Source organism: Bacillus sp. AM 13(2015) (assembly GCF_001518755.1).
Classification (GTDB): domain Bacteria; phylum Bacillota; class Bacilli; order Bacillales; family Bacillaceae; genus Bacillus; species Bacillus safensis.
This window is the reverse complement of sequence record NZ_LKCP01000041.1, coordinates 15886-39840: the sequence shown is the minus strand read 5'-3', so window position 1 is coordinate 39840 and position 23955 is coordinate 15886. Positions and strand designations below refer to the sequence as shown.

General features: G+C 41.7%; 30 protein-coding genes and 1 riboswitch. Of the genes, 11 read left to right on the top strand and 19 right to left on the bottom strand.

Annotated features, from left to right (window positions below; all coding sequences use genetic code 11):
• Positions 1–192, top strand: a 192-nt coding sequence (locus AOQ70_RS06100) for a class I SAM-dependent methyltransferase (RefSeq protein ID WP_231730832.1), incomplete at its 5' end; no start/stop codon positions are given.
• A 101-nt stretch (positions 193–293) separates the two neighbouring features.
• Here AOQ70_RS06100 and AOQ70_RS06095 read toward each other — a convergent pair.
• Together AOQ70_RS06095 and AOQ70_RS06090 are read right to left on the bottom strand one after the other, a co-directional pair.
• Positions 294–1373, bottom strand: coding sequence for a tetraprenyl-beta-curcumene synthase family protein (locus AOQ70_RS06095; protein ID WP_058838193.1), 1080 nt, complete (start codon positions 1371–1373; stop codon positions 294–296).
• A 30-nt stretch (positions 1374–1403) separates the two neighbouring features.
• The gene (locus tag AOQ70_RS06090) at positions 1404–2183 is read right to left on the bottom strand and encodes an alpha/beta hydrolase (protein WP_024424906.1); all 780 of its coding nucleotides are present in this window, start codon (positions 2181–2183) and stop codon (positions 1404–1406) included.
• A 45-nt stretch (positions 2184–2228) separates the two neighbouring features.
• Here AOQ70_RS06090 and AOQ70_RS06085 point away from each other — a divergent pair, with 45 nt between their 5' ends.
• Positions 2229–2744, top strand: coding sequence for a gamma carbonic anhydrase (locus AOQ70_RS06085; protein WP_039180843.1), 516 nt, complete (start codon positions 2229–2231; stop codon positions 2742–2744).
• A gap of 142 nt (positions 2745–2886) precedes the next feature.
• Here the strand turns inward: AOQ70_RS06085 and asnB are convergent, their stop codons facing one another.
• Together asnB and metK are read right to left on the bottom strand one after the other, a co-directional pair.
• Positions 2887–4785: an asparagine synthase (glutamine-hydrolyzing) gene (asnB, locus tag AOQ70_RS06080; RefSeq protein WP_039180844.1), complete on the bottom strand. Its 1899-nt coding sequence runs from the start codon at positions 4783–4785 to the stop codon at positions 2887–2889.
• A 148-nt stretch (positions 4786–4933) separates the two neighbouring features.
• Entirely contained in the window at positions 4934–6136 is a 1203-nt protein-coding gene (gene metK, locus AOQ70_RS06075; protein WP_039180847.1) for a methionine adenosyltransferase, read from the bottom strand.
• Between the two features lie 195 nt (positions 6137–6331).
• Positions 6332–6466, bottom strand: a riboswitch (SAM riboswitch).
• Positions 6467–6691: 225 nt separating this feature from the next.
• Here metK and pckA point away from each other — a divergent pair.
• Positions 6692–8278 (top strand): phosphoenolpyruvate carboxykinase (ATP), encoded by a 1587-nt coding sequence (pckA, locus tag AOQ70_RS06070; protein ID WP_039180849.1) that lies wholly within the window; start codon positions 6692–6694, stop codon positions 8276–8278.
• Positions 8279–8319: 41 nt separating this feature from the next.
• Here the strand turns inward: pckA and AOQ70_RS06065 are convergent, their stop codons facing one another.
• The 6 genes from AOQ70_RS06065 to AOQ70_RS06040 are packed head-to-tail and all read right to left on the bottom strand — an operon-like array spanning position 8320 to position 13456.
• Entirely contained in the window at positions 8320–8562 is a 243-nt protein-coding gene (locus AOQ70_RS06065; RefSeq protein WP_025092385.1) for a DUF2584 domain-containing protein, read from the bottom strand.
• Positions 8563–8601: 39 nt separating this feature from the next.
• Positions 8602–9396 (bottom strand): alpha/beta hydrolase family protein, encoded by a 795-nt coding sequence (locus AOQ70_RS06060; RefSeq protein WP_059375240.1) that lies wholly within the window; start codon positions 9394–9396, stop codon positions 8602–8604.
• 26 nt (positions 9397–9422) lie between these two features.
• On the bottom strand, positions 9423–10904 hold the full coding sequence (locus AOQ70_RS06055; RefSeq protein WP_059375238.1) for a phytoene desaturase family protein: 1482 nt from the start codon (positions 10902–10904) through the stop codon (positions 9423–9425).
• Positions 10901–12028 carry a glycosyltransferase gene (locus tag AOQ70_RS06050; protein WP_059375235.1) on the bottom strand — a complete coding sequence of 376 codons (1128 nt, stop codon included), beginning with the start codon at positions 12026–12028 and terminating at the stop codon, positions 10901–10903. The genes AOQ70_RS06055 and AOQ70_RS06050 overlap by 4 nt, the downstream gene beginning before the upstream one ends.
• Positions 12013–12759 carry a lysophospholipid acyltransferase family protein gene (locus AOQ70_RS06045; RefSeq protein WP_059375233.1) on the bottom strand — a complete coding sequence of 249 codons (747 nt, stop codon included), beginning with the start codon at positions 12757–12759 and terminating at the stop codon, positions 12013–12015. The genes AOQ70_RS06050 and AOQ70_RS06045 overlap by 16 nt, the downstream gene beginning before the upstream one ends.
• Positions 12728–13456 (bottom strand): carotenoid biosynthesis protein, encoded by a 729-nt coding sequence (locus AOQ70_RS06040; protein ID WP_059375231.1) that lies wholly within the window; start codon positions 13454–13456, stop codon positions 12728–12730. Before AOQ70_RS06040 ends, AOQ70_RS06045 begins: the two co-directional genes overlap by 32 nt.
• A gap of 174 nt (positions 13457–13630) precedes the next feature.
• Between AOQ70_RS06040 and AOQ70_RS06035 the strand changes: the two genes are divergently transcribed.
• From AOQ70_RS06035 to AOQ70_RS06025, 3 genes are read left to right on the top strand one after another with little or no spacing between them, the layout of a single operon-like run.
• The gene (locus tag AOQ70_RS06035; protein ID WP_058838185.1) at positions 13631–14632 is read left to right on the top strand and encodes an ABC transporter substrate-binding protein; all 1002 of its coding nucleotides are present in this window, start codon (positions 13631–13633) and stop codon (positions 14630–14632) included.
• A 15-nt stretch (positions 14633–14647) separates the two neighbouring features.
• A complete protein-coding gene (locus AOQ70_RS06030; RefSeq protein WP_039180871.1) occupies positions 14648–15418 on the top strand; it encodes an ABC transporter ATP-binding protein in 771 nt (256 codons plus the stop codon).
• A gap of 34 nt (positions 15419–15452) precedes the next feature.
• A complete protein-coding gene (locus AOQ70_RS06025; RefSeq protein ID WP_369810477.1) occupies positions 15453–16199 on the top strand; it encodes an ABC transporter permease in 747 nt (248 codons plus the stop codon).
• A 32-nt stretch (positions 16200–16231) separates the two neighbouring features.
• Here AOQ70_RS06025 and ytkD read toward each other — a convergent pair whose 3' ends face one another.
• Positions 16232–16708 (bottom strand): RNA deprotection pyrophosphohydrolase, encoded by a 477-nt coding sequence (ytkD, locus tag AOQ70_RS06020; RefSeq protein ID WP_039180876.1) that lies wholly within the window; start codon positions 16706–16708, stop codon positions 16232–16234.
• Positions 16709–16956: 248 nt separating this feature from the next.
• On the opposite strand from ytkD, the gene AOQ70_RS06015 reads away from it, so the two are divergent.
• Positions 16957–17568 carry a TerD family protein gene (locus tag AOQ70_RS06015; protein WP_059375230.1) on the top strand — a complete coding sequence of 204 codons (612 nt, stop codon included), beginning with the start codon at positions 16957–16959 and terminating at the stop codon, positions 17566–17568.
• 22 nt (positions 17569–17590) lie between these two features.
• Complete coding sequence (locus tag AOQ70_RS06010; protein WP_059375228.1) at positions 17591–18376, top strand: AIM24 family protein; 786 nt, start codon at positions 17591–17593, stop codon at positions 18374–18376.
• Between the two features lie 28 nt (positions 18377–18404).
• Here AOQ70_RS06010 and AOQ70_RS06005 read toward each other — a convergent pair whose 3' ends face one another.
• From AOQ70_RS06005 to AOQ70_RS05990, 4 genes are all read right to left on the bottom strand, one after another.
• A complete protein-coding gene (locus AOQ70_RS06005) occupies positions 18405–18713 on the bottom strand; it encodes a hypothetical protein (RefSeq protein WP_024425787.1) in 309 nt (102 codons plus the stop codon).
• Positions 18714–18756: 43 nt separating this feature from the next.
• Positions 18757–19161, bottom strand: coding sequence for a phage holin family protein (locus AOQ70_RS06000; protein ID WP_034279395.1), 405 nt, complete (start codon positions 19159–19161; stop codon positions 18757–18759).
• A 135-nt stretch (positions 19162–19296) separates the two neighbouring features.
• Positions 19297–19488 carry a hypothetical protein gene (locus AOQ70_RS05995; protein WP_024424925.1) on the bottom strand — a complete coding sequence of 64 codons (192 nt, stop codon included), beginning with the start codon at positions 19486–19488 and terminating at the stop codon, positions 19297–19299.
• 126 nt (positions 19489–19614) lie between these two features.
• The gene (locus AOQ70_RS05990; protein WP_039180885.1) at positions 19615–20052 is read right to left on the bottom strand and encodes a Dps family protein; all 438 of its coding nucleotides are present in this window, start codon (positions 20050–20052) and stop codon (positions 19615–19617) included.
• 131 nt (positions 20053–20183) lie between these two features.
• Between AOQ70_RS05990 and ytzI the strand changes: the two genes are divergently transcribed.
• Complete coding sequence (gene ytzI, locus AOQ70_RS05985; RefSeq protein WP_059375225.1) at positions 20184–20330, top strand: YtzI protein; 147 nt, start codon at positions 20184–20186, stop codon at positions 20328–20330.
• Positions 20331–20338: 8 nt separating this feature from the next.
• On the opposite strand, the gene AOQ70_RS05980 is transcribed toward ytzI, so the two are convergent.
• Positions 20339–20776, bottom strand: coding sequence for a FixH family protein (locus AOQ70_RS05980; RefSeq protein WP_059375222.1), 438 nt, complete (start codon positions 20774–20776; stop codon positions 20339–20341).
• Between the two features lie 118 nt (positions 20777–20894).
• A complete protein-coding gene (locus AOQ70_RS05975) occupies positions 20895–21368 on the bottom strand; it encodes an S-ribosylhomocysteine lyase (protein ID WP_059375219.1) in 474 nt (157 codons plus the stop codon).
• Positions 21369–21494: 126 nt separating this feature from the next.
• Here AOQ70_RS05975 and yidD point away from each other — a divergent pair, with 126 nt between their 5' ends.
• On the top strand, positions 21495–21719 hold the full coding sequence (yidD, locus tag AOQ70_RS05970) for a membrane protein insertion efficiency factor YidD (protein ID WP_041107381.1): 225 nt from the start codon (positions 21495–21497) through the stop codon (positions 21717–21719).
• Between the two features lies 1 nt (position 21720).
• Here the strand turns inward: yidD and AOQ70_RS05965 are convergent, their stop codons facing one another.
• Positions 21721–22287 carry a beta-class carbonic anhydrase gene (locus AOQ70_RS05965; RefSeq protein ID WP_024424929.1) on the bottom strand — a complete coding sequence of 189 codons (567 nt, stop codon included), beginning with the start codon at positions 22285–22287 and terminating at the stop codon, positions 21721–21723.
• Between the two features lie 214 nt (positions 22288–22501).
• Here AOQ70_RS05965 and AOQ70_RS05960 point away from each other — a divergent pair, with 214 nt between their 5' ends.
• Positions 22502–23485 carry a metal ABC transporter solute-binding protein, Zn/Mn family gene (locus tag AOQ70_RS05960; RefSeq protein ID WP_047203536.1) on the top strand — a complete coding sequence of 328 codons (984 nt, stop codon included), beginning with the start codon at positions 22502–22504 and terminating at the stop codon, positions 23483–23485.
• 77 nt (positions 23486–23562) lie between these two features.
• Here the strand turns inward: AOQ70_RS05960 and AOQ70_RS05955 are convergent, their stop codons facing one another.
• Complete coding sequence (locus AOQ70_RS05955; protein WP_034665302.1) at positions 23563–23805, bottom strand: type B 50S ribosomal protein L31; 243 nt, start codon at positions 23803–23805, stop codon at positions 23563–23565.
• Between the last annotated feature and the right edge of the window lie 150 nt (positions 23806–23955).

Below are 23955 nucleotides of genomic sequence, written 5' to 3'. Positions count from 1 at the left end.
GGAGGACTGATCGTCCTTGTGATCTACCATGGACATCCCGAAGGTAAAAGAGAAAAAGAAGTGCTTCTCGACTATTGCAGATCACTGTCTCATGAAGAAGTACAAGTTTTATCATATCAATACATGAATATTCAAAACGACCCGCCTTTTGTGGTCGCCATTGAAAAAAAGCTAAAATGCACATCATTTTAGCTTTTTTCTTTTCAGCATGATAGAAAACCTTTGCAGACCTGACACCGAACGCGATGGTTTGTCTACACGCTGAAGCTCAAATCTAATGGATTTGAGCTTTTTTATGATGATTTCATCCAAGGCATTTTCTGATAGGTCCGATAGGCTCTTCCGTTAATATAGAAAAAGAACGATGTTTTCCCGCTTGATTTGATCAGCCTTTTTGCCAGCTTGTTCATCTCTTTTTGGGCTGTCACTTTTTCATCGGACAAATAGACCGCCAGTAATCCTCTGTTAATCAATTTGTGAAAGTTCTCATGCGGAATGCCTTTCAGCTGCTCATCCGCTTTTTCGATAAAATGCTGTAGTCGATCCATCATCTCATGATGAGAGTCATAGTATGAGCAAAAGTTCAGATCTCCCCCAAGCCGGTCCTCTTCTTGGTCAATTAAATAATCAAGTAAAATGTGCAGACCTTGAATATAAGGGAAATAGCTTTCGTAAATTTGCTTCGCCTGCTTTTCTGTAAAATCAGGCTGCAGCGCATACGCCACAAGACAGAATATCCCTAACGTTGATCCCGCACAAGCTGAAAACTCATACCATTCCATCTTCGGCAAATCCTTTTCATATTGGCGGAACCACGACTCTAGCCTTGGCACACGCTCATGAGGAACAACGTGCTTATGTACTTGCAGATCACTATAGTAATCACACAGCGTATGTAAATATGGCTGAATGATTGGATAATGCTCAACGCGCGCAAGCACGTCTTGACATGTGCGGACAAGCGCATGTAAGTATCCATGATCCTCTTGATCCTCACGGAATTGATAATATGGCTTGAGCTCAGCATGAATATCAAGCGCATCTCTCATCGCTTGATGCAGCATATGAAAATCCTTTGGATCAAGCGACGTGCTGCGGTCACATAGGTTATCTAAGTAATCACTGATGGTTTGATATGCCACGATGAATTCAATACACGTTTCTTTCTCTTCACCTGCTAGAAGTGATAAAATACCTCCGCCTTCACAGTGAAACGTTTTACTAGATATGCTCGCTAGTGCCTGCGTTCTCAGTTCTTCATTTTCAATCATTTCTGCATGAGCCCGCCACTTTTTCAGCTCCTGATGAACAAGCGGAAAAATATCTTTATACACCTTTGTCATCAGTGCAAAAGGACGCTCTGGTACTGACAAATCACTCCACCCCCAACTTAAAGCTCACAATCAAATATATTGATCTGTAAAGGCTCTTGCCGCCTTAAACACATCTTCTCTTTCCGGTTCATTAAAAATTTCGTGATACAGCTCTTCCCATTCACGGTATGATTTATTGGTTGATTCTATACCATTGAACCATTTGATCACCCTCGTTTTATCCACGATCTTATCATCGCCCGCCTGCATTAAAAGGAGCGGGATCGATTTAAAGACATTCGTCGGCTGCATCGCCGCATCGATATTTTTGATCAGCTCTCGATACCAGCGAACCGACACCTTTGTCACGTAAAGAGAATCATTTGAGTCTGCCTCAATGACCGCTTGATTTCGTGTCGCTAGTTCAATCGACAACCCTGACTCCACTTTAAAAGACGGTGCCAGCACATTTAGACCTTTTGACGCAAAATCCATCAGCTTCTTCGGTTTAAATTGCAGACCTAAACAAGGTGATGATAAAATAAGGCCATTCAACTTCGTATGGGTATACTGCTTCATCCACTCAATTGAAATGAGTCCACCCATACTGTGTCCAAGTAAAAATGTAGGAAGCCTGAATGATTTCGCATGTTCGATCCATTCATCGACTGTATCAATGTATTCTTGAAACGAACGAATGTGGCCTCGCGCACGTGTCGATGTGCCTTGCCCAGGCAAGTCACCCATGACGACGTGATATCCTGCATTCCGCCACATTTCAATTAACCATTTATATCGGCCGTGATATTCACTCGCACCATGTACTATCACAATTGTACCAACTGGTCTTTCAGCATGCCAAGTCCACAAAGTAAACACCTCACAAATGTTGTATTAAGAAAGGAAGTCGAAAAAGTGATTTATCCATATCATCAGTTTACACCTGAGATTCATGAATCGGTCTTTGTCGCAGATAACGCCACCATTACCGGTGATGTCTCAATTGGAGAATATTCGAGCGTGTGGTTCCAAACTGTCATCAGAGGCGATGTCGCACCTGTGAGAATTGGAAAGAACGTCAACATTCAAGATTTATCGTGCCTGCATCAAAGTCCTGGAAAAACACTTCTTATTGAAGATGGTGCTACCATTGGACACCAAGTCACATTACATAGCTCAATCATTCGAAAAAATGCCCTCATTGGCATGGGGTCCATCATTCTCGATGGTGCGGAGATCGGCGAAGGCGCCTTTATCGGTGCAGGAAGTCTTGTCCCTCAAGGAAAGGTCATCCCAAAAGGATCACTCGCTTTTGGCCGTCCAGCCAAAGTCGTTCGGCTCTTAACAGATGAAGATATTCAAGACATGGACCGAATCCGCAGAGAATATGTAGAAAAAGGACAATACTATCGTTCCCTTTTATCTCGTTAACATCATACGTGTATCTTCACTTTATCATGTTTTTTTCAGGATATTAAGCAATAACTATGAACCGCTTGTTATTTTACCCTTTTCCACCGCTTTCTATCATGACAAAAAAGGTTTTCAGCACAAAGCTGAAAACCTTTTTTCATTAACTGAAGATGACTTCTTTTGGTTGATGATTCAATTGCTCTGGATCAATACTGCGCTCCACATAAATGCTGTGCCAAATCATAAAGATCAGAACGGTCCAAATCTTACGGCTATGATCTGCTTTACCAGCACAATGTTCATTTAATAAATCAAGCACATATGCTTTGTTAATATATTCGTCCGTTTGACTGTTTTTAATGATGTCTTTCGCCCAAGCGTTCATCTCATTTTTCAGCCAATGACGAATTGGAACAGGGAAGCCCAGCTTCTTGCGGTTTAACACATGGTCAGGCACAATGCCTTCTGCTGCTTTACGCAATAAATATTTCGTTGTGCCATCTTTTGTTTTCAGCTCTTCTGGAATTTTAGAAGCCGCTTCAAATACGACCTTATCAAGGAATGGAACACGAAGCTCAAGAGAATTCGCCATTGTCATCTTATCTGCTTTCAGTAAGATGTCACCGCGCATCCACGTATGAATATCAACATATTGCATTTTGTTAATATCACTATAGCCTGCACTTTCCTCGAAGTATGTCTTCGTCACATCACGATATGTAATGTTCGGATCATACTGCTTTAAGAGGTTTTTCTTTACTGGCTCTTCAAAGATTTTCGCATTACCGATATAACGCTCCTCTAATGGTGTACAGCCGCGGACGATAAAGCTTTTTCCTTTCATTCCTTCTGGCATTAAGCGCGCCAGACGAAGTAGAAGCTTTTTCAGCATAGATGGAACTGATTCAAATGGTTTAAGAGAAAGCGGCTCACGGTAAATATTATATCCACCGAACAGCTCGTCTGCTCCCTCACCAGAAAGAACAACCGTCACTTGTTTCTTCGCTTCCTTTGCCACGAAGTACAATGGAATCGCCGCCGGATCAGCTAAAGGATCATCTAAATGCCAAACAATTTTCGGAAGCTCATTCATATATTCCTCAGGAGAAATCACAGCGCTGAAGTTTTGTAAGCCCAGCTTATCAGCCGTTTCCTTCGCCACATCAACTTCACTAAAGCCATCCTGCTGGAAACCAACAGAAAACGTCTTCAGCTCAGGATGAAATTCCTTTGCGACAGATACGATGAAAGAAGAATCGATACCACCTGATAGGAATGAACCAACAGGAACATCACTTCTCATGTGAATTTTCACAGAATCATAGATTGCATCGCGGACTTCTTCAATCAGCTTTTGTTCTTGTGTTTGTTCAGGCTTGAATTGAACTTTCCAGTAAGTCTTAAATTCAATCTCCTGTCCTGGGCGTAAAGTAAACTGATGACCAGGCTCTACTTTGTGCACCTTTTGATCAAGTGTATTTGGCTCAGGTACGAACTGGAATGACATGTATTGCTGTAAGGATGTCTCATCAAATAAAATGTTCTCGTTCACTGCCATCAAGCTTTTGCGTTCAGACGCAAAGTACACTTGCTCATCCATTTGTGTAAAATAAAGAGGTTTGATGCCAAAAGGATCTCTTGCGCCATATAATAATTGCGCTTCTTTATCCCAAATTAAAAATGCAAACATGCCGCGAAGCTTTGAAGCCGCTTCTTCTTTATAATGACGGTATGTGGCAAGAAGTACTTCCGTATCTGAATCTGTGCTGAATGAATAGCCTTTTTTCACAAGCTCTTCCTTCAGCTCCACATAGTTATAAATTTCTCCGTTGAAAATAATCCAGTACTTTTCATCTTCATAAGAAAGCGGCTGCTTTCCGTGCTCAACATCTATAATACTTAAACGTCTAAATCCAAATCCTACATGCTCATCATGAAAGTAACCCTCATCATCCGGACCGCGATGAACGATGAGACGATTCATTTGTTTAATTAGCTCTTCCTGTTCAGTAGTTTCGGACAATGGACGGTGATTAAATACACCAACAAACCCACACATATTATTGCCTCCACGTTATGTTATTTCTTAAAAGTAGACCTATAATTAGACAGTATTTTGTCCGATTTTGTTTCACATTTTTTCGCTTTTTACAGATTTTTTTTTAATCAAAAGGAAAACCGCTTAAAATAAGCGGTTTTCTATGTTGTTATTGTCCCAATGCTTCTTTACGAAGTGTTTCGGCTTTATCCGTTTTTTCCCACGGAAGATCTAAGTCGTGACGGCCGAAATGTCCGTATGCAGCTGTTTGTTTGTAGATCGGACGGCGCAGGTCAAGCATTTTAATAATGCCGGCTGGACGAAGATCAAAGTTTGCACGAACCACTTCAATTAATTTTTCTTCAGAAGCTTTTCCTGTTCCGAATGTATCAATTGAAATCGATACAGGCTGTGCAACACCAATTGCATAAGCAAGCTGTACTTCACAAGAATCTGCAAGGCCGGCAGCTACGATGTTTTTCGCTACGTAACGAGCAGCATATGCCGCAGAACGGTCAACCTTCGTTGCATCCTTACCTGAGAAAGCACCACCGCCATGACGAGCGTATCCGCCATACGTATCAACGATGATTTTACGTCCAGTTAAACCAGCATCCCCTTGAGGTCCACCGATCACGAAACGGCCAGTTGGGTTAATAAAGTATTTTGTCTGTTCATCAATCAGTTCACTTGGAACGACAGGGCTGATGACATGCTCTTTTAAGTCACTTTGAATTTGTTCAAGCGTCACTTCTGGTGCATGCTGCGTAGAAATAACCACTGTGTCAATACGAACTGGTTTGTTTTGCTCATCATATTCAACTGTGACTTGTGTTTTTCCGTCTGGACGAAGGTATGCAAGTGTCTCATTCTTGCGTACTTCTGTTAAACGGCGAGATAATTTATGCGCTAGTGAAATCGGCAGCGGCATGAGCTCTTCGGTTTCGTTGTTGGCAAAACCAAACATCAATCCTTGGTCACCTGCACCAATCGCATCAATTTCTTCTTCAGTCATTGTTCCTTCACGTGCTTCAAGCGCTTTGTCTACACCTTGCGCAATATCAGCAGACTGTTCATCAATTGATGTAAGGACCGCACATGTTTCCGCATCAAAACCATATTTCGCACGTGTGTAGCCAATTTCCTTAATTGTGTCACGCACCGTCTTTGGAATATCGACATAAGTAGACGTTGTAATTTCACCGCTTACTAATACGAGACCGGTTGTAACAGAAGTTTCACAGGCAACACGTGCATTTGGATCTTTCTTTAAAATTTCATCCAAAATGCTGTCTGAAATTTGATCACAGATTTTATCCGGATGTCCTTCTGTCACTGATTCTGAAGTAAATAAACGACGATTTTGACTCATAATGGCTATTTCCTCCTGTACAAGACCACATCATCCCAAGATGAGGCCTCCAATATGATACGGAACTCGTTCCCTCTTATATTTAATAACGTTTATATTAGAGATGTTATTGGCAATTTGTTCATATGATATCCCAAAAATAAAAAAACCATTTCCTTCATTGCGAGGAAAGGGTCTGAGATCGCATGCCTTTCACTCTTATCGCTCAAGGTGTTCTTGTACCTTGCATCAGGTTAGCACCTTGGTTTCTCAGCATGTTCATGCCTTTTTCATAAGAAACCGGTTGCTGGGCTTCATCGGGCCTGTCCCTCCACCAACTCGGGATAAGAGTATCCGTTCAATAAGATATCTTATCTTAAACCCTTGCGTCATGTCAATGCTTCATAAGAATTATCTCCCTCTTTTTTCACCTCACCATTAGCATCACCAAAAAGCATATTTTCATAGCAGAAATGAAAAAACACACACAAAAATTTTTAAATAGTATAGACTATTATTATTAATGTGTTATACTAATCGAAACAAACAAATTCAACGGTAAAGGAAGGGTTTTTTATGAACTCAGTGGATTTAAAAGAAGATTTGCAGTCATTGCTCTCATTAGAAAATACGCACCAAAATTTATCTGTTCCGAAACTTGTTGAAAAGATTTTGGCACGTAATGAAGGCGTTTTAACATCAACAGGAGCTGTCCGCGCGACAACTGGAGCCTACACAGGACGTTCGCCTAAAGATAAATTTATCGTCAAAGAAGAAAGCTCTGAGCATAAAATCGATTGGGGTCAAGTCAACCAGCCGATCTCCAAAGAAGCATTTGACCGTTTATATACAAAGGTTGTGTCATACTTAAAAGAACGTGATGAACTATTCGTCTTTGAAGGGTTTGCAGGCGCTGATGAAAGATATCGTATGCCGATTACAGTTGTAAACGAATTCGCATGGCACAATCTTTTTGCCAAGCAGCTATTTATCAGACCTGACGGGTCAACACCTTCTTCAAACGAAAAACCTTTCACCATCTTATCTGCACCGCACTTCAAAGCGGATCCTGCAACAGATGGCACAAACTCTGAAACGTTTATCATCGTTTCTTTTGAAAAACGCACGATTCTTATCGGTGGAACAGAATATGCAGGAGAAATGAAAAAGTCCATTTTCTCTGTGATGAACTACCTGCTTCCTGAGCAAGATATTTTATCCATGCACTGCTCAGCAAACGTAGGTCAAGAAGGCGATGTAGCCTTATTCTTTGGACTTTCAGGTACTGGGAAAACGACGCTTTCTGCAAGCGCAAGCCGCAAGCTGATCGGAGACGATGAACACGGCTGGTCTGGCACAGGGGTCTTTAATATCGAGGGCGGATGCTATGCGAAATGTGTGAACTTAAGTGAAGAAAAAGAACCACAGATCTACAAAGCGATCAGCTTCGGATCAGTTCTTGAGAACGTTGTGCTTGATGAAGAAACACGTGAAGCGGATTATGATGATACATTCTTTACTGAAAATACACGCGCTGCTTACCCAATCGAAATGATTGATAACATCGTGAAACCAAGTATCGCAGGACATCCATCTGCCATTGTCTTCTTAACAGCTGATGCGTTTGGCGTCTTACCTCCAATCAGCCGTTTAACAAAAGAACAGGCAATGTACCATTTCTTGAGCGGGTACACAAGTAAATTAGCGGGAACTGAGCGCGGTGTCACATCACCAGAAACGACATTCTCTACGTGCTTCGGTTCACCATTCCTCCCGCTTCCAGCTCACGTCTATGCTGAAATGCTTGGCAAAAAGATCGATGAGCACGGTGCTAAAGTATTCCTTGTGAATACAGGCTGGACTGGCGGAGGCTATGGCACAGGCAAACGAATGAATCTCGCTCATACAAGAGCAATGGTTCAGGCAGCAATCGAAGGTGACCTTGACAATGCTGAAATGATTACTGATGACATCTTCGGATTACACATCCCGCTTCATATTCCTGGTGTACCAGATGAAGTGCTTCAACCTGCTAAAACATGGGATGACCAAAAGGCTTATCAAGAAAAAGCACACTTCCTTGCCAATGAATTTAAAAAGAACTTCCAAAAATTCAGTCACGCGGCAAGTGACATTGAAGCCAAAGGCGGACCACTCGTATAACCAAATGAAAAAAGCTGAGGAGATTCAATCCCTCAGCTTTTTTAGTTTGTTGAATGCAATGACACAAGACGGTACGTCACCTTCGTGACATTGTCTGTCAGCTCCAGCTTTTCAACATGTGCTGTCCCAGTTTTTTCTCCGTCTTTCGTTTTGCGCACCTCAAGTGGAATATTTAACGGATAAATGCGGTATCCATCCTTCATGAGTTCAAATACATTTTCTTCAATTCTTGTCTCTTTTCCCTTTGTGACAATCATTGTATTAAATTCAACAGGCATTCCCATAATGAAAATCCCCCTACTTTCTATATTTCGTTATACTGCTTATTTTAACACATTTCCGCTTTTTCGGCTGTGCATCCATGTGGTCAGCCTTCTCACAATTTCTCGATTATGCTGTGGCGGGAAATAGTGGTTGTATCCATGGAAATACCACGTCTCCACAGACTTCCCGTGCTGGCGCAGTGCATCTTCTAACATATACGCATGCTCAATCGATACATTTTGGTCCTCTTCTCCGTGGATGATAAGGACAGGTGCTTCAATTTTGTCCACATCATTTAAAGGGGTTCTGTTCTCATATGCCTCTGGCACCTTATGCGGCGGACCGCCAATCACACGCTTCATCATCCGTCTCATATCCACACGCTCTTCATAAGTAAGTTTCATGTCACTGACGCCTCCCCATGTGACAAAGGAAGCTGCCTCCTGTTTCATTTCAACAGCGGTCCAAATACCCATAATACCACCTCGCGAAAAACCAAAGATATGAATGCGATCCTTCTTCACTTTTTTGTGCTGTTTTAACAGCTGAAAGGCAGCGAACGCATCTTTTCGATCTTCTCCGGCAAAATCTTCGTTCCCTTCGCCTCCTTGGTTCCCTCGGTAAAAGGGAGCAAAGACGACAAAACCCTGCGCGGCAAATTGCACAATCCGGCCAGGTCTGACCATCCCCACATTTTTAATGCCGCCTCGTAAGTACAAAAAGCCGTCGTAGAGACCTTCTCCGGCCGGCTCAGCGAGCAGTCCTTTCATCCGAAGTCCATCTGCCTCATAGGTCACTGTATATAAGTGAATATGCGGATGGGGCGACGGAAACCTTCTTTTTTCCACAATCACTCGATTTCTCTCCTTTTCATCTCTGTTTACGTCCATTGCTTCAGCATCGCTTCTGCGACAAGCTGGCCTGATTTTGTCACCATTGGCGTGCCGCCGCCTGGATGACTTGTTCCCCCAACAAACCAAAGTCCTTCAATGTCCTTTGACTCATTATTGATGCGAAAGAACGCCTGTTTGAACGAGTTTGAAGACATGCCATAAATAGCTCCACGATATGCCCCCGTTTTCTGCTGCAGATCGAGCGGGGTTTGAACCGCTTCATATTCGATAAGCTCATCCAAATCAAAAAGACCTTTGTCCATTAATTTGTTTTTTACATGCTGACGATATGTCTCCTTTAGCATGTCCCAATCTTGCTCTTTTGTCACATATGGTGCATTGGCCAGTACAAACAGGTTGCTTCTTCCCGCTCCTCCGCTTAAAGCTGGTTCTGAATGACCTGAATAGCATATGTAGAGCGTCGGGTCTTGAGGCAGTTGTTTTTTCTGAAAAATATCTTTGAATTCTTGCTCATAATCCTCAGGGAAAAACACATTGTGATGAGCCAGCTGTTCATAGACTTTAGGTACACCTAATAAGAGAACAAAGCCAGACAAGGACGGTTCAATACCAGCCAGTTTTTGATTTAAAAAACGAGGACGGTCTTTTTCATCTATAAGATGACGGTATACAGTCAGCGCATCTGCTCCTGCAATGACTTGATCTGCCTCATACATCTGCTGATCCGTCTCCACTCCTTTGATCCGCCGATCCTTCACATGAATCTTGTTCACTTGTTCATTGAGGTGAATCTGAACGCCTAATTCTTTTGCCAGTGTCTCAAATGCCTCAACTAAACGATATGTACCGCCTTGTATTCCATAAATCCCTTTCTCCCCTTCTAAATATGCCATCATGTTAAAAATAGCCGGCGCTTCGTAGGGAGAAGAGCCGATATAAGTGGCATATCGTCCAAACATCGCCAATGTATGGGGATGACGGAAATATTGACGGAGCAGGCGCTGAACGGATGTGAATGGTTTGACAGCAAGAAGTGCTTTCATCAGCTTTAAATCCGCCTTATCCTTCCAGCTCAATAACAAACGATTTAAAAACTGCTCCTCTGCCTTTTGAAAAAGCGTCTTTGATTCCTGCAAAAATGCGCGGTATTGCTTCGCATCTTCAGGACTGAATGCAGCAATTTGTGATTCCATTTGCTCAATATTCGGCGTAAACTCGACCGTATGGCCATCTGAAAAAATATTTTTGGTCAGCGGAGAAATCGGATAAAAGGCCACATAATCCTCCATCCGTCTATGACAGGCTGTAAACACTTCTTCAAAATATGCCTTCATTGTAATGGTACTCGGTCCTAAATCAAAAGAGTAGCCTGCCTCGTGATGGCGCTGCAATTTCCCGCCTAAAGCCGCTTCTTTTTCTAAAATGGTGACCTGAACCCCGCGTGACTGGAGACGGATCGCGGCTGATAATCCGCCAAGTCCGCCGCCGATGATGATCACTTTTTTCATTCGTACCTTCTCCCTTTCCATTCATACCCTTCTTTTTTCAGACCGATTTTCATAGAAGCAAAACCGATAGCAATCAGGCTTAAAATACTGACCGGCAATAAAAAAGCCATCGCAGATGTCCGACCATTTTCAGTATCAATTGCCGCTTTAATCGACACACCCAGCCCATAACAAAGAATCGCTAAGCATATGCTCAAAACATTCAGCTGAAACAATGCGATCATGAAACAAATGACAGGAACCAAATAAAGGAGGGTGTATAAACAAAAGACACTGCTTAACAAAGCAATGCTTCGATTCACACCTGGGAATAAATTTTTCCGGTAACCTTCCCAAACCTCTTGTCCACTCTCATACATTCTCATATACACAAATGGATGAATGCTTGCAAGTGTGAAGGGAAAGCCTTTTTCCTTCACCCGTCTAGCCAAGGCCATATCATCAACTAGTGAATCCTTGATCGCTGCATGCCCGCCAATGTCGTGATAACAATTCTTTTCAATGGCAATAAAACCACCATGTGCTGCGGCAAAAGCGGGATTCTTAGATTTTCTTACCCATTTCACTGGCAGATGACAGCCAATGGTAAACATCATCATAGGAACCACAAGATGCTCAAAAAATGTACCTGTTTTCTGTTCTGGAAAACCTGACAGCATGCCCGTTTTTTGCATGCATAACTGCTTGTACACTGATTCAACTGCCCCTTTTTTTAACCGGACATCCGCATCTAAAAATAGCAGCCAGTCAGAAGCAGCAGCTTCCGCGAGCTGAGAACAGGCATATGATTTACCAAGCCAGCCGCGCTTTAATGGTTGACCTGACTGGACACGGATCCACGGATATGTTTCTGCAAAGCGTTCCACAATCGCTCTTGTCTGATCTGTCGAATGGTCATCAAGGACGATGAGCTCTTTCGGGTAAAGACGTTGATCAACGATCGACTGAAGACAGGCTTCGATCCGATTTTCCTCATTTCGCGCTGGAATCAGAATTGATAATGAAATCGGTTCACCCGGCGGAAAGGATGCTGGCTTTAAAACAGGAAGCTGCCTCATATTCCATATGGTGAAAATAAACTGACAGAGCAAGAGTACACTGATCACAGTTAGGAAGACCGCCATGTTTTCACCCACTTTTTAAAGGAATCAAACGCATCACTTGTTGACTGACTTGTCCTTGTCATCTGTCTAAATTCTTGATTGTTTGAAAAATCAGGATCTGCGATGACCTGTGCTTGATGTGCGTTTAACTGCGTTTCAAGCAGATCTCTGAGCAGATGCGTCACGTCCTTGCTTCGAAGTGCCCCGCCAGATACTAAGGTATCTTCACCAAACAAAGCAGATACTGTCGGCTTTTGAAATTGATTAAATGTATAATGCAAGGTCACAGGCTTCACCACGACTTGCTCAAATTGTCTCACTAAAAATGAAGCCCCGCCCTCTAATTCAAGCGGCCGTATGTCCTGATGCATGATTTTCCCCTGTGGAAAAAGCCATACAGCCCCGCCAGCCTGCATGTTCTTTTTTGCCGTCATTAATGCTTGCTTCACACTTTTCAGATTCTCTTTCTGAACCGGAAAAGCACCAAGCTTACGAAAAAAGGCATATTGCTTCAACTGCTTCTCTTCCATCATCATATAGTGATCGAGTTCGGACGCTTTTTCTGTTAAAAGAAAGAGGATGAGTCCATCCCACCATGAGCTATGATTGGCGAGATAAAGAACAGGCAGCTTCTCGTTTGGGTCCACAGCGCCTTTCATCATCACGCAGCGGAAATGTTTATGAAGTAAATACCGCTCAAGATAAAGAGAAAATATACGTCTAAACGATCGGCTTTTGTCGCTTTCTTTCAAATTGAACCCTTCCTTCACACAAAATAACAATGATCAGTGCTAAATAAAAAATGACCTCGAGCCCGCCCTTTAATGCCAGCACACCAAAAAAGAACACCATTGCCTGATAAATACGGCTCGTCCAGCTCAGAGCCTTTTGATCAATCTGAACAAGCGGGAAGAGAAAGGAAAGTCCTGCTCCAATCATACCCCAGCTCACAAAATTCTCAAAAGGAATACCATAAAAACCACCGCCGTCATACCACACCCAAAATTTCCGTTCAGCTGCTACTGGGTCTAATATGAGGTCAAGCAAGACAATCCATATCCCCGTTTCGACCGCTCGTTTCCACTTCGACTGCTGACTAGATAAAAAAAGACTGTTTAAAAATACTCCAACCCATGCAAAAGCAATGGTTAAAGGTACCCCTGCCACTAGAAAACCTAACGTTGGATAATAGTCATAACCTCCGAAAGGAAATCCGGTTGTGATCCCAATCCATTCAACCGTAAATGTCAGCACGCCGACAATGGCTGCCCGTTTGATCACCATTCCCCATGATCCATAAATATTTCGCCCAATCTCTATCACACAGCAGGCATACAGCACAAGGAAAATGCCATTTGCAAATTGAAGCCATACTGGCACCTCAAAAAAGACCATTAATATGAGCCCTATCAAATACCACCCAAGAAATACCCAACTCACTCTATACACGAAACCGCCCCTTTATTTCTTCCAAATTCAAGAAAGTATTCATGCTTCTAGTATAGAAAAAAAGACACGTTCTATAAATAAACAATGCGCTTCTTATTTTCATCTAGGCACTCACCAAAAATCCCTTTTGACATACTTTAATTAGTGATCTAGAACAAAGGAGGCGAATTACTCTTGAATCGTTCCATCAAAGTCAGACTGGCATTCATCGTCGTTGTCCTGCTCTTTATTCCATTTGTCGCCTGTAAAAAAGAACAAGAGCAGACCGTACAAGTAGCCGAGGTGACCCATTCGGTTTTTTATGCTCCGCTATATGTTGCCTTATCTGAGGACTTCTTCAAAGAAGAAGGGCTAGAGGTTGAATTAAAAACGACTTGGGGCGGCGATAAAACGATGACAGCTCTCTTATCCGGTGGTGCAGATATTGCCCTTACCGGATCTGAATCCTCTATCTATGTAGAGGCTCAAGACACAAAAGACTCTGTCGTCAACTTTGCACAGCTGACACAAACAGACGGTACATTTCTTGTTTCAAGGGAGAAAGTGAGCGAATTCTCTTGGGATCAATTAAAAGGAAAAGACTTTCTTGGACAGCGGAAAGGCGGCATGCCGCAAATGGTCGGTGAATATGTCCTGAAAAAGGAAGGCATTGATGTAAAAAAGGATCTCCGTATGATTCAAAATATTGATTTTGCCAACATTTCAGGTGCTTTCTCCTCTGGAACTGGCGATTTTGTGCAGCTATTCGAACCGACAGCATCCTTAATTGAAAAAGAAGGCAAAGGGTACATCACCGCCTCCTTTGGAGAGGCTTCCGGAAAGGTGCCTTATACCACCTTCATGGCAAAGAAAAGTTACTTAGAGGAAAACAAAGAGACAGCTGAAGCCTTCACTCGTGCCATTTACAAAGCGCAGAAATGGGTGGAAGCCAAGCAGCCGGAGGAGATTGCCAAAACTATTCAATCTCATTTTCCTGACACAGAACTTGATGTCTTATCAACAGCCATTAAACGCTACAAACAGCAGGAATCCTATGCAACAGACCCCCTTCTGAATGAAGAGGAATGGAACAAATTGCAGGAAATTATGAAGGAGAGCGATGAATTGCCGAAATTTATCCCGTACAAACAACTTGTCGATTCATCCATTGCAAAGAAGGTCACAGAACATAAATAGAATAGGAGGTAGCACATGTCTTTCCTTCAAATTGACCATGTGACCCACACGTACTTCTCTTTAAAAGAAAAAACAACGGCCATACAGCACATCAATATGGAGATAGACCAAGGAGAATTTATTTCATTTATTGGTCCCAGCGGGTGCGGAAAAACCACCTTGCTGTCTATCATTGCAGGTATAACGCCGCCTTCTGAAGGCCGAATTTTAATCGAAGGAAAAGAACCGAATCAAAAGGAGCATCAAATCGGCTACATGCTCCAGCAGGATTATTTGTTCCCTTGGAAAACCATCAAGGAAAATATCATTCTCGGGTTGAAAATTACCAAACAAGATTCACATGAAGCCACCTCCGCCGCTCTTGGCTTACTGCCTAAGCTTGGCCTTCATGATGTAGAGGAAAAATACCCGAAAGAGCTGTCAGGCGGTATGAGGCAGCGTGCGGCTCTCGCCCGAACGCTTGCAGTGAATCCCGGTCTGCTTTTACTAGACGAACCCTTTTCAGCTCTAGACTACCAAACCAAACTAACATTAGAGGATCTCGTCTTTCATACACTCAAAAACTATCAAAAAACAGCGGTCCTTGTGACACATGACATTGGCGAAGCCATTGCGATGAGTGACCGCATTTTCTTATTCTCTAAGCATCCCGGCTCGATTCAGCGGATTTTTACCGTTCCAGATGATCTGAGGACTCTTTCTCCTTTCGAAGCAAGACAGACCCAGAGTTTCCAAGAGCTCTTTCAAACGATTTGGAAGGAGCTGAAAACCGTTGAAACACAGTGATCTTTTACATGAAGCCTATCGCAAAAAATACCGAATGGAAAAACGCATGACCCGAATCTATCAGTTCATTATTTTCGCCAGCTTCTTTTCGCTTTGGGAGCTTGCCAGTCATTTTCGTCTCATCGATCCACTGATATTTAGTTCACCATCTGCGGTCTGCCAATTGTTTGTACAAAAAATATCCGATGGGTCTTTAGTGAATCATATGAGTATTACATTATTTGAAACGGTGCTCGGATTTCTACTTGGTACCTTTTGCGGTATTTTGCTTGCTGCCGCCTTATGGTGGTCCACCCGCCTGGCAAACGTTCTTGATCCTTATTTAGTCATTTTAAATGCCATGCCAAAAGTTGCCCTCGCCCCGATTTTAATTGTTGCCCTTGGGCCTGGCATGATCAGCATCGTTGCCATGGGCGCAATCATTAGTGTGATCATTACGACGATCGTCATTTATACAGCCTTTCAAGAGGTCGATGAGAATTATTTAAAGGTGATGAAAACCTTTGGTGCGAAAAAAAGCGTCGTCTTTCGCGAGGTCATTTTGCCAGCTAGTATTCCAACGATGATTTCTGCGATCAAAGTCAATGTCGGCCTTTCTTGGGTTGGGGTTATTGTGGGGGAATTTCTTGTTTCCTCAAAAGGGCTCGGCTACATGATCATTTACGGCTTTCAAGTCTTCAATTTTACACTCGTGTTCTTAAGTCTTTTCATTATTGCCGTGTTTGCGACTATCATGTACCAGCTTGTGGAATGGCTCGAACGCCGCTTTCTTCAAAAATAAAAAAGCACAGGGAATGTCTCCCTGCGCTTTTTTTAACGAATCAAACCGTTTTTTTCTAAATAAGCAAGACTTTGTCTTAACACATCATCTTTCATAATAAAACTGAAATTCTTATTTTTTGCGATGGATCTTGGCAAGTCTGCGAAAAGAACGGGTCCTTTCGTTTCAAAATACGTGTCTTGCTTCACTAGCTTTTCAATATCAGCGAAATAAATATTCTTGACAATGACCTTTTCTCTGCCCAGTACCTGATATTGACCAATATACGTTAATTCACGAACAACAGCACCCGTCTCTTCTTGAATCTCCCGTATAGCGGCTTGGTCTGCTTCTTCATCCGGCTCAACTTTCCCTCCTGGAAACTCATAGCCCCGATCCTCATGTTCAGTGAGCAGCCACTTCCCTTGGTAGCGGCAGATGGCCCAAACATGCTTAGGATGACTTGAAAAAGGCTTCCCCTCAAAAGAGAGCTTGACCGTATTATGATAATAGTCTTTAAATACATGCATGTGAAATCCCTCATATCCTGTCCTTGCTTCTTGTAAAACATCATACCACAGATCACATTTATCTGAAGAATTTTTATCAAAAGTGAAACAAACGAGTGGTTCCAACTCGTCTGTATCTAAAATGAGGTATTGTTGCTAAAACCTTTTTATCATCTCCAACTTCACTCAATTTTAATCATGAAACCTTTTATCCCTATATGACGTAAATGAATCAGTGTTTGTCCTATGACAACGAGGAGGAAATCAGCATGAGTATAAAAAATGGGTCAAAACAAGACGCACCCCATGAGGTGATCAAGAAACACCTTCTGAAAGGGCAAAAGTTAGATTTAACAAAAGACAATCCAGCGGTCGACCAAATTCATATCGGGCTTGGCTGGGACCTGGCCGGTCAGCCAATTGATTTAGATACGCAAGTGTTTCTTTTAAATAAAGAGGACAAACTGTTGTCTCCTAAGCATCTGATCTATTATCACCAGCAGCAAAGCTTAGACGGAGCTGTTCGTCATCTTGGCGATCATCAAGTTGGCGGAGGGTATCGAGACAATGAAATGATTATTATGCAATTAAGCAGAGTCTCACCTGATATTCATAAAATTGTCGTCACAGCCACAATACATGATGCACACGAACGCCAGCATCATTTTGGACAAGTCACTAATGCCTATGTGTGCCTTACTGATCAAATCTCGCAGCAAGAGATTTGTACCTTTCAGTTAACAGAAGATTATTCGTATTGTACATCCATTATATGCGCAGAACTCACGAGAGATCAGGAGGAATGGAAGATCACTGCAACCGGGCAAGGAACTACTCTAGATTTACATGATTTATGCCGCATCTATGGATTCACATCTTGACGCAGGAAAGGAGCCAGCACCCATGGGATTTCATTTCATTACAATAGAAGAACTTACCTTACAAGCAGAAGGCAGCGGAATCTTTTTTGCCAAAAAGGGCGCAATGATTGCCGATCAAGGAAGTTTCCAATACCGCAAGCGATTACTTGGAACGAATAAAGGAAATATGGTCAGCCAAGTATTTAACCATATCAGCAGGAAATTCACAGGTGAAAACCTTGAGATGATGGAAGTGAGTGGACAAGGTACTTGCTATCTGGCTGATTCAAGCGAGCATGTAACAGTGATTAATCTTGAGCCAAGCGGTCCTTGGCAGCATGTAAGTGTAGAAAGTGAAGATTTACTTGCCTTTACTGAGGAATGCCATTACGGTGTCACACCAGTAGGCGTTGGTATTTTATCGCAGAAAGGACTGTTTACATCAAAACTCTCTTATCAAGGGCACGGAGCGCAGGTCGCCATCAAAACGAATGGAAATCCGCTCATTTTAAAAGCCCCCTGCCGTGTAGACCCTGACGCAATTGTCGCTTGGACGGGCAAAGCACCAAAGGTCAAATTAGATGTGAACTGGAAAACTTTCATCGGACAAACATCTGGTGAATCCTATTTATTTGAGTTCCAGGAACAAGATCAAATCGTCATTATCCAGCCATTTGAGCGCACATCTGGGTTACGGGTTGGCTTAGATGATAATCGCTATAAGCCTCAGAGCCAGAGCTCTTCTCAGGAATTCACCAATTCACAGCAAGAAAATAGAGGCGGCGGGATCAGTGATCTGATCGGAGGCATTTTACAACCGCGAAAATAAAGCATGTAGAGATTCTCTACATGCTTTTTCAATTCATCAAACCATTTGTCTCAATAAAGCTCCTTGTCTCTTCATTGCCGAGCTCATAAATCATTGTGTAAATCTCTTTTCTTTTTCTATCCATTTCATCATTTGGACTATCATAATGATATTCAAGAAACGGAACATGTGCCCGAAAGAAGCCTTTCCAATCTGTCATATACTGTTCATCGAAATAGTCTCTAAGCTGCAAAATTTGATCATCATCTGCTTCTATTTGAAATTGCCAAGCCGCTGCATCTCTATGCTGCGATATCGATCCATCTTGTACGGATACATAGTATGTGTGTCTCGCCATCTGAATCATCCTTTTTCCTTTAGTATGACCAGATATGAGGAAATTACGGCTTTTTGCGCAATTTATTTTTCAACATGTCCAATACATCAATAAACAACTGTGGAATGGGAACTCCAAGGGCTCTGGCTGTCGAGACGATTTGGTAAGATTCATAAATAATATAAAAGATGATCGCTAAATCCTTAATCGTCCCATTTGTCTTCAGCATGACATCGAAGAAATGCGCCATCGATATTAAGGAGACTGTCACAATCTTTCGAACAAGCCGCGTAAAAAACCGCTTCATTGTGAGCTGTCCAGTCAAAGATTCTCTTAGGCTTGAACAAATTAATTCAATAGCCATCAACGTTACTAAAATCATCAATAAATATCCTGCTCCACCAAACAGAAAGCCCATCGCCGACAAACTCACTGTAACCAACGAAAAGATGCCTAAATCCTTGCTCACTTGGCATCAACATCCTTTCAAAGTGGAACTCCTTACCTCAATAGTATATGCAGGATTTTCGCAATAGCTTGGACGACAAAAAATAAAGGCGCTGTCTTTTGACAAGAAAAAGCCGCCTTGCGCGGCGGCTACTTCCTAGACCCTAACATCAATAAAGCTTGCATCTGAATCCTTTGGCTGAACAGCTTGAGGCTGCTGCTGCACTTGATCCAGCATCACCATAGCTTGTGCTGTATTTGTAGCAAGCTGTGAATTCAACAAACTAATATTGAGTGTCTTTTGAATGCTCGCTACTTGCTGACTCATCATTCCTGCAATAGAAGACATCTTCTTCCCTCCCTTCTCTTTTCTCTTCGGCTGAAAGCCTATGATTTCAATGGGCTGTCTGTCCCGATTCCAATAAAAAAAGAATGTCGATCGATATATGACCGACATTCTTTTCCCATACGTGTATTATCCTAAATATGCTTTAAGCATCCAGTTGTGTTTTTCAATGGATTGATGAATCGCAAGCAGCATATCACCTGTTGTTTCATCGCCAACCTCTGCAGCCAGCTCCATTCCTTTCTTTAATTCCTCAGCGATATTAGAGAAATCATCATATAGATTTTTCACCATTTGCTCCGCTGATTCTTTGCCTTCTGCTTCTTGAATGCTGGAAATTTCTAAGCACTCTTTCATTGTCGCAACAGGCTGTCCATTTAAAGCAAGCATACGCTCAGCCAAATCATCAATATATGTAGCTGTTTCTGTATATAGTTCCTCAAATTTCTCATGGAGTGTAAAGAAATCTTTCCCCTTTACATACCAATGATAGTTATGTAATTTCACGTAAAGCACAGTCCAATCAGCTACTTGTTTATTGACAACGTTTAATAAATTTTCAGACATGTTTATTCCTCCTTATGTAATTGCGTTTAGTATGAGAATACCCTTTTCTTATTATACTGAAACCTGCCGTCAATTTCTTCTATTTTGACTGCATGAAATATATGTTAATATGGAAATAAGGAGGGAGTTAGATGCTGTTACTTGGGATTATCAGCTTTATCATTATCTCAATCGTTGTCTTTTTATCATTATGGACGACATCGAAGGCTTATGAATATAAGCATAAAGTCGATTCACCACAAGATACTGAACCAAACCAACGTCCTAATCCAAAATGAAACCGCTTTTAATGATGTGAGGTTTCTTCATCTTCAGTAGATGAACTCTCTTTTTTCACCTCACCTACGTGGATGTTCGTTTTCGGCATATTATGCTGCTGTTTAGCTGTCACATGGACTTGTATGATATAAAGGCCATCTTTTTTGAAGGCTGTGTGCAATTCGTATACACCTTTGTTTTCCTTCTTTGGCTGAATCATCTTGCTGTTATCCTTGTCGCCATCTTTCCACACTTCAAATTGAACATCATCTGCATCATCAACAGGCGTATCACCGTATGTGACAGCTGCTTTTACTATAACGCTTTCATTTTTCTCCACTTGCTCAGGTCCTGTAAGCTTTACTTCTAATAACTCAGGCACTTCCCCTTTTCCGCTGTTTGCTGCAGAGTTTCCACATGCACTTAATAACGTGAGCATCAGAATTATTCCCAACATTTTTCGCATCGTGCGTTTCCCCCTTCTTTTACTGACATGTCCATTTTAACAAATATCCCCTATTTTGACATCACTGTTGGAATTCAAATAAAAAACCGGACATCTAAATGTCCGGTTCATCATTCTATTAACCAAATACTTTTAAAAGCTCTTCTTGATCCTGAGAAAGCCAGAAATGCATTAAACGTTTTGCTCCTTCAAGATCATGCAGCTTCGCTTGGCCGCATTGCTCTTCGTTTGCAGCAGGAATTTCTGTTACTTCAACTGCATCCTTGAATGTTGCATCAAGAAGTTCAACGATTTCTTTTGGAGTTGGTGCACCACTGACAACTAAATAGTAGCCTGTCTGGCAGCCCATTGGAGAAATATCGATGATATCAAAATGATCATATTTCTCTGAGTGTGTTCTAATATTAAACGCAAGCAAATGTTCTAATGTATGAATCGTATCAGGTTTCATCGCCTGCTTGTTAGGCTGACAAAAACGAATATCAAATTTATTTACTTCCCCATCTGATCCCACTTTATGAACGCCGCAATGACGAACGTATGGCGCTTTTACAGCATTATGATCAAGTTCAAAGCTTTCAACTGAAGGCATAATCACCACTCCTATAATTGCAATTTCCTATATTATAACATATTTCTCCGACCAGTTTAGTATATAAAACTTTCCTTCCTTGTCCTTTTTTCTTATACTGTGGAAGACAGACAAGGAGGAACCTCTATGAAACAAATTTTTATCGGCATGATACGCTTTTATCAAAAATGTATTTCCCCACTTACACCGCCAAGCTGCCGGTTTTATCCAACATGCTCAAACTATGGACTTGAGGCGATCAAAACGCATGGCGCGATCAAGGGCGGCTGGCTTACCATAAAGCGGATTTTAAAATGTCATCCGCTTCACCCCGGCGGCATCGATCCTGTTCCGCCTAAAAAGGAAAAGTAACTTACTTTTCTTCATATCCGTTGACAACTAAGTCAAGCTTCCCTGTTCCAGGGTCAATGACAAGCCCATGTACAGGTACATCTGATGGAAGAAGCGGGTGATTTTTTACTACGGACACACTGTCCTTTACGCTCTCTTCAACTGAACTAAAGCTTTTGAGCCACTGTTTAAAATCAATTCCTGAGTATTCCAGTACTTCAATACGCTTTTCTGGAATACCACGCTCAACGGCTTTATTTAAAAGTGTCTGGCTGTCAATTTTGCTCATCCCGCAATCATGATGCCCAATGACATATACCTCGTCAGCATTTAATTCATACACAGCAACTAAAATGCTTCGCATAATACTTCCAAATGGATGAGAAACAAGCGCTCCAGCACTTTTGACAATCTTAATATCGCCATTTTTCATGTTCATTGCACGCGGAAGCAGTTCAACAAGTCTTGTATCCATACACGATAGAATGACAGCTTTTTTCTGTGGAAACTTTGTTGTTGTAAATTCTTCGTATTTCTTTTCTTCAATAAATTGTTGATTATATTCGATGATTTCATCTAAAAGTTTCATACGTTTGTCCATTCCTTTATCTTTTTTTAAAAATAAATATAGCACAATGTAAGAAATTTCGTCACGTTTTGCAGCTTATTTTTTTAGAGGAAACATCTGCTGACGAAAATTTTTTATTTTCCTCTTTTCAAATCGTAATTATTACGATACAATAACTCAGGACATTAAATCGTAATCATTTCTATCTATTAGATTGAGAGGAGACATTTTCTACATGAAAAAAATCTTTTTTATTTTAACAGCTGCTTTATTCGCGATCGGCCTTGCCGCGTGCTCAAGCAGTGCGGGCACTAATGCTTCAAAAGGAAAGGCAGACGGGAAACTAATCATTTACACCACGATCTTTCCAATCCAAGATTTCACTGAAAAAATTGGCGGCTCTCACGTTCATGCTCAGAGCGTGTATCCTGCCAATGCAGATGCACACAGTTTTGAACCAAGTTCGAAAACGATGGTTGAAATGGCTGAAGGTGATGCCTTTATCTACAGCGGCACAGGGGCTGAAGCATTTGCAGACAAAACTGCTGCCACATTAAAAGACCAAGGTGTGAAAACAGTCAAAGCAGCCGAAGGCATCAAATTGTTATCGACAAATGAAGAACATGCACATGAAGAAGGCGAAGATCACGATCATGAAGGTGAAGACCACGACCATGACGGGCACGATCACGGAGATAAAGACCCTCATGCATGGTTAGACCCAGTTTATGCGCAGCAAATGGCGAAAAACATTAAAGACACACTCGTCTCATTAGATCCAGATCATAAAAAAGAATACACAAAAAACTATGAAAATCTAAAAAAAGATTTACAATCCCTAGATCAAGAATTCAAAACAACGTTATCTAAAGCCAAACATAAAGAAATTCTTGTTTCCCACGCAGCTTATGGTTATTGGGAAAAGCGCTATGGAATTGAGCAAATCAGCGTTTTAGGATTATCTGCTTCCGAAGAGCCTTCACAAAAGCAGCTCGAAAACATTGTACAAAAAGCGGAAAAGCATCACATTCAATACGTTATTTTTGAAAACAACGTCAGCAGCAAAGTATCAGATACGATCCGCAGTGAAATTGGGGCAAAAAGCTTAACCCTTAAAAATCTAGAATCCATTACTGAAGATGATGCCAAAAATGGCGAAAGCTACGTCAGCTTAATGAAACAAAACTTAAAGACATTAAACACCGCTTTAAATGATTAATGTTTTGAACCCCGGGCTTTATCAGCCGGGGTTTTTTGCTGTAAAAAAGCACACCGTTATCAGGCGTGCTTTTTTGATTACATTTGATATTTTTTCTTAAACAGCTCGGCTCTTCCGCCTTTTTCTCCGAATTTTTGGCGTCCTGTATAAAAAGGATGCGTATCAGAGCTTGTTTCTACTTTAATGACAGGATACGTTTTCCCATCTTCCCACTCTACTGTCTCATTTGATGTCTTTGTTGATTTACTCAAGAAGCGGTAACCGCTGTTTACGTCCATAAATACAACTTCATGTGAGGTTGGATGAATATCTCTTTTCAATGTCAAAACTCCTTTCGCTACCAAAACGTAATGATTACGTTTTATAGTTATATTCTACTCCCTCTTATACAACTTGTCAAAAAACAAGCTTTCTTAGTCAGGAAGAATAATCTAAAAATGGTGGAGAATAATAAGCATTATGAAAAAGAG

Bases quoted from the DNA above. Each gene is read 5' to 3' on its own strand.
- asnB (WP_039180844.1), bottom strand. From the start codon at position 4,785: ATGTGTGGGTTTGTTGGTGTATTTAATCACCGTCCATTGTCCGAAACT.
- metK (WP_039180847.1), bottom strand. From the start codon at position 6,136: ATGAGTCAAAATCGTCGTTTATTTACTTCAGAATCAGTGACAGAAGGA.
- pckA (WP_039180849.1), top strand. From the start codon at position 6,692: ATGAACTCAGTGGATTTAAAAGAAGATTTGCAGTCATTGCTCTCATTA.
- AOQ70_RS06065 (WP_025092385.1), bottom strand. From the start codon at position 8,562: ATGGGAATGCCTGTTGAATTTAATACAATGATTGTCACAAAGGGAAAA.
- AOQ70_RS06055 (WP_059375238.1), bottom strand. From the start codon at position 10,904: ATGAAAAAAGTGATCATCATCGGCGGCGGACTTGGCGGATTATCAGCC.
- AOQ70_RS06050 (WP_059375235.1), bottom strand. From the start codon at position 12,028: ATGGCGGTCTTCCTAACTGTGATCAGTGTACTCTTGCTCTGTCAGTTT.
- AOQ70_RS06030 (WP_039180871.1), top strand. From the start codon at position 14,648: ATGTCTTTCCTTCAAATTGACCATGTGACCCACACGTACTTCTCTTTA.
- AOQ70_RS06025 (WP_369810477.1), top strand. From the start codon at position 15,453: ATGGAAAAACGCATGACCCGAATCTATCAGTTCATTATTTTCGCCAGC.
- ytkD (WP_039180876.1), bottom strand. From the start codon at position 16,708: ATGCATGTATTTAAAGACTATTATCATAATACGGTCAAGCTCTCTTTT.
- AOQ70_RS06015 (WP_059375230.1), top strand. From the start codon at position 16,957: ATGAGTATAAAAAATGGGTCAAAACAAGACGCACCCCATGAGGTGATC.
- AOQ70_RS06010 (WP_059375228.1), top strand. From the start codon at position 17,591: ATGGGATTTCATTTCATTACAATAGAAGAACTTACCTTACAAGCAGAA.
- AOQ70_RS06005 (WP_024425787.1), bottom strand. From the start codon at position 18,713: ATGGCGAGACACACATACTATGTATCCGTACAAGATGGATCGATATCG.
- AOQ70_RS05995 (WP_024424925.1), bottom strand. From the start codon at position 19,488: ATGTCTTCTATTGCAGGAATGATGAGTCAGCAAGTAGCGAGCATTCAA.
- AOQ70_RS05990 (WP_039180885.1), bottom strand. From the start codon at position 20,052: ATGTCTGAAAATTTATTAAACGTTGTCAATAAACAAGTAGCTGATTGG.
- ytzI (WP_059375225.1), top strand. From the start codon at position 20,184: ATGCTGTTACTTGGGATTATCAGCTTTATCATTATCTCAATCGTTGTC.
- AOQ70_RS05980 (WP_059375222.1), bottom strand. From the start codon at position 20,776: ATGCGAAAAATGTTGGGAATAATTCTGATGCTCACGTTATTAAGTGCA.
- AOQ70_RS05975 (WP_059375219.1), bottom strand. From the start codon at position 21,368: ATGCCTTCAGTTGAAAGCTTTGAACTTGATCATAATGCTGTAAAAGCG.
- yidD (WP_041107381.1), top strand. From the start codon at position 21,495: ATGAAACAAATTTTTATCGGCATGATACGCTTTTATCAAAAATGTATT.
- AOQ70_RS05965 (WP_024424929.1), bottom strand. From the start codon at position 22,287: ATGAAACTTTTAGATGAAATCATCGAATATAATCAACAATTTATTGAA.
- AOQ70_RS05960 (WP_047203536.1), top strand. From the start codon at position 22,502: ATGAAAAAAATCTTTTTTATTTTAACAGCTGCTTTATTCGCGATCGGC.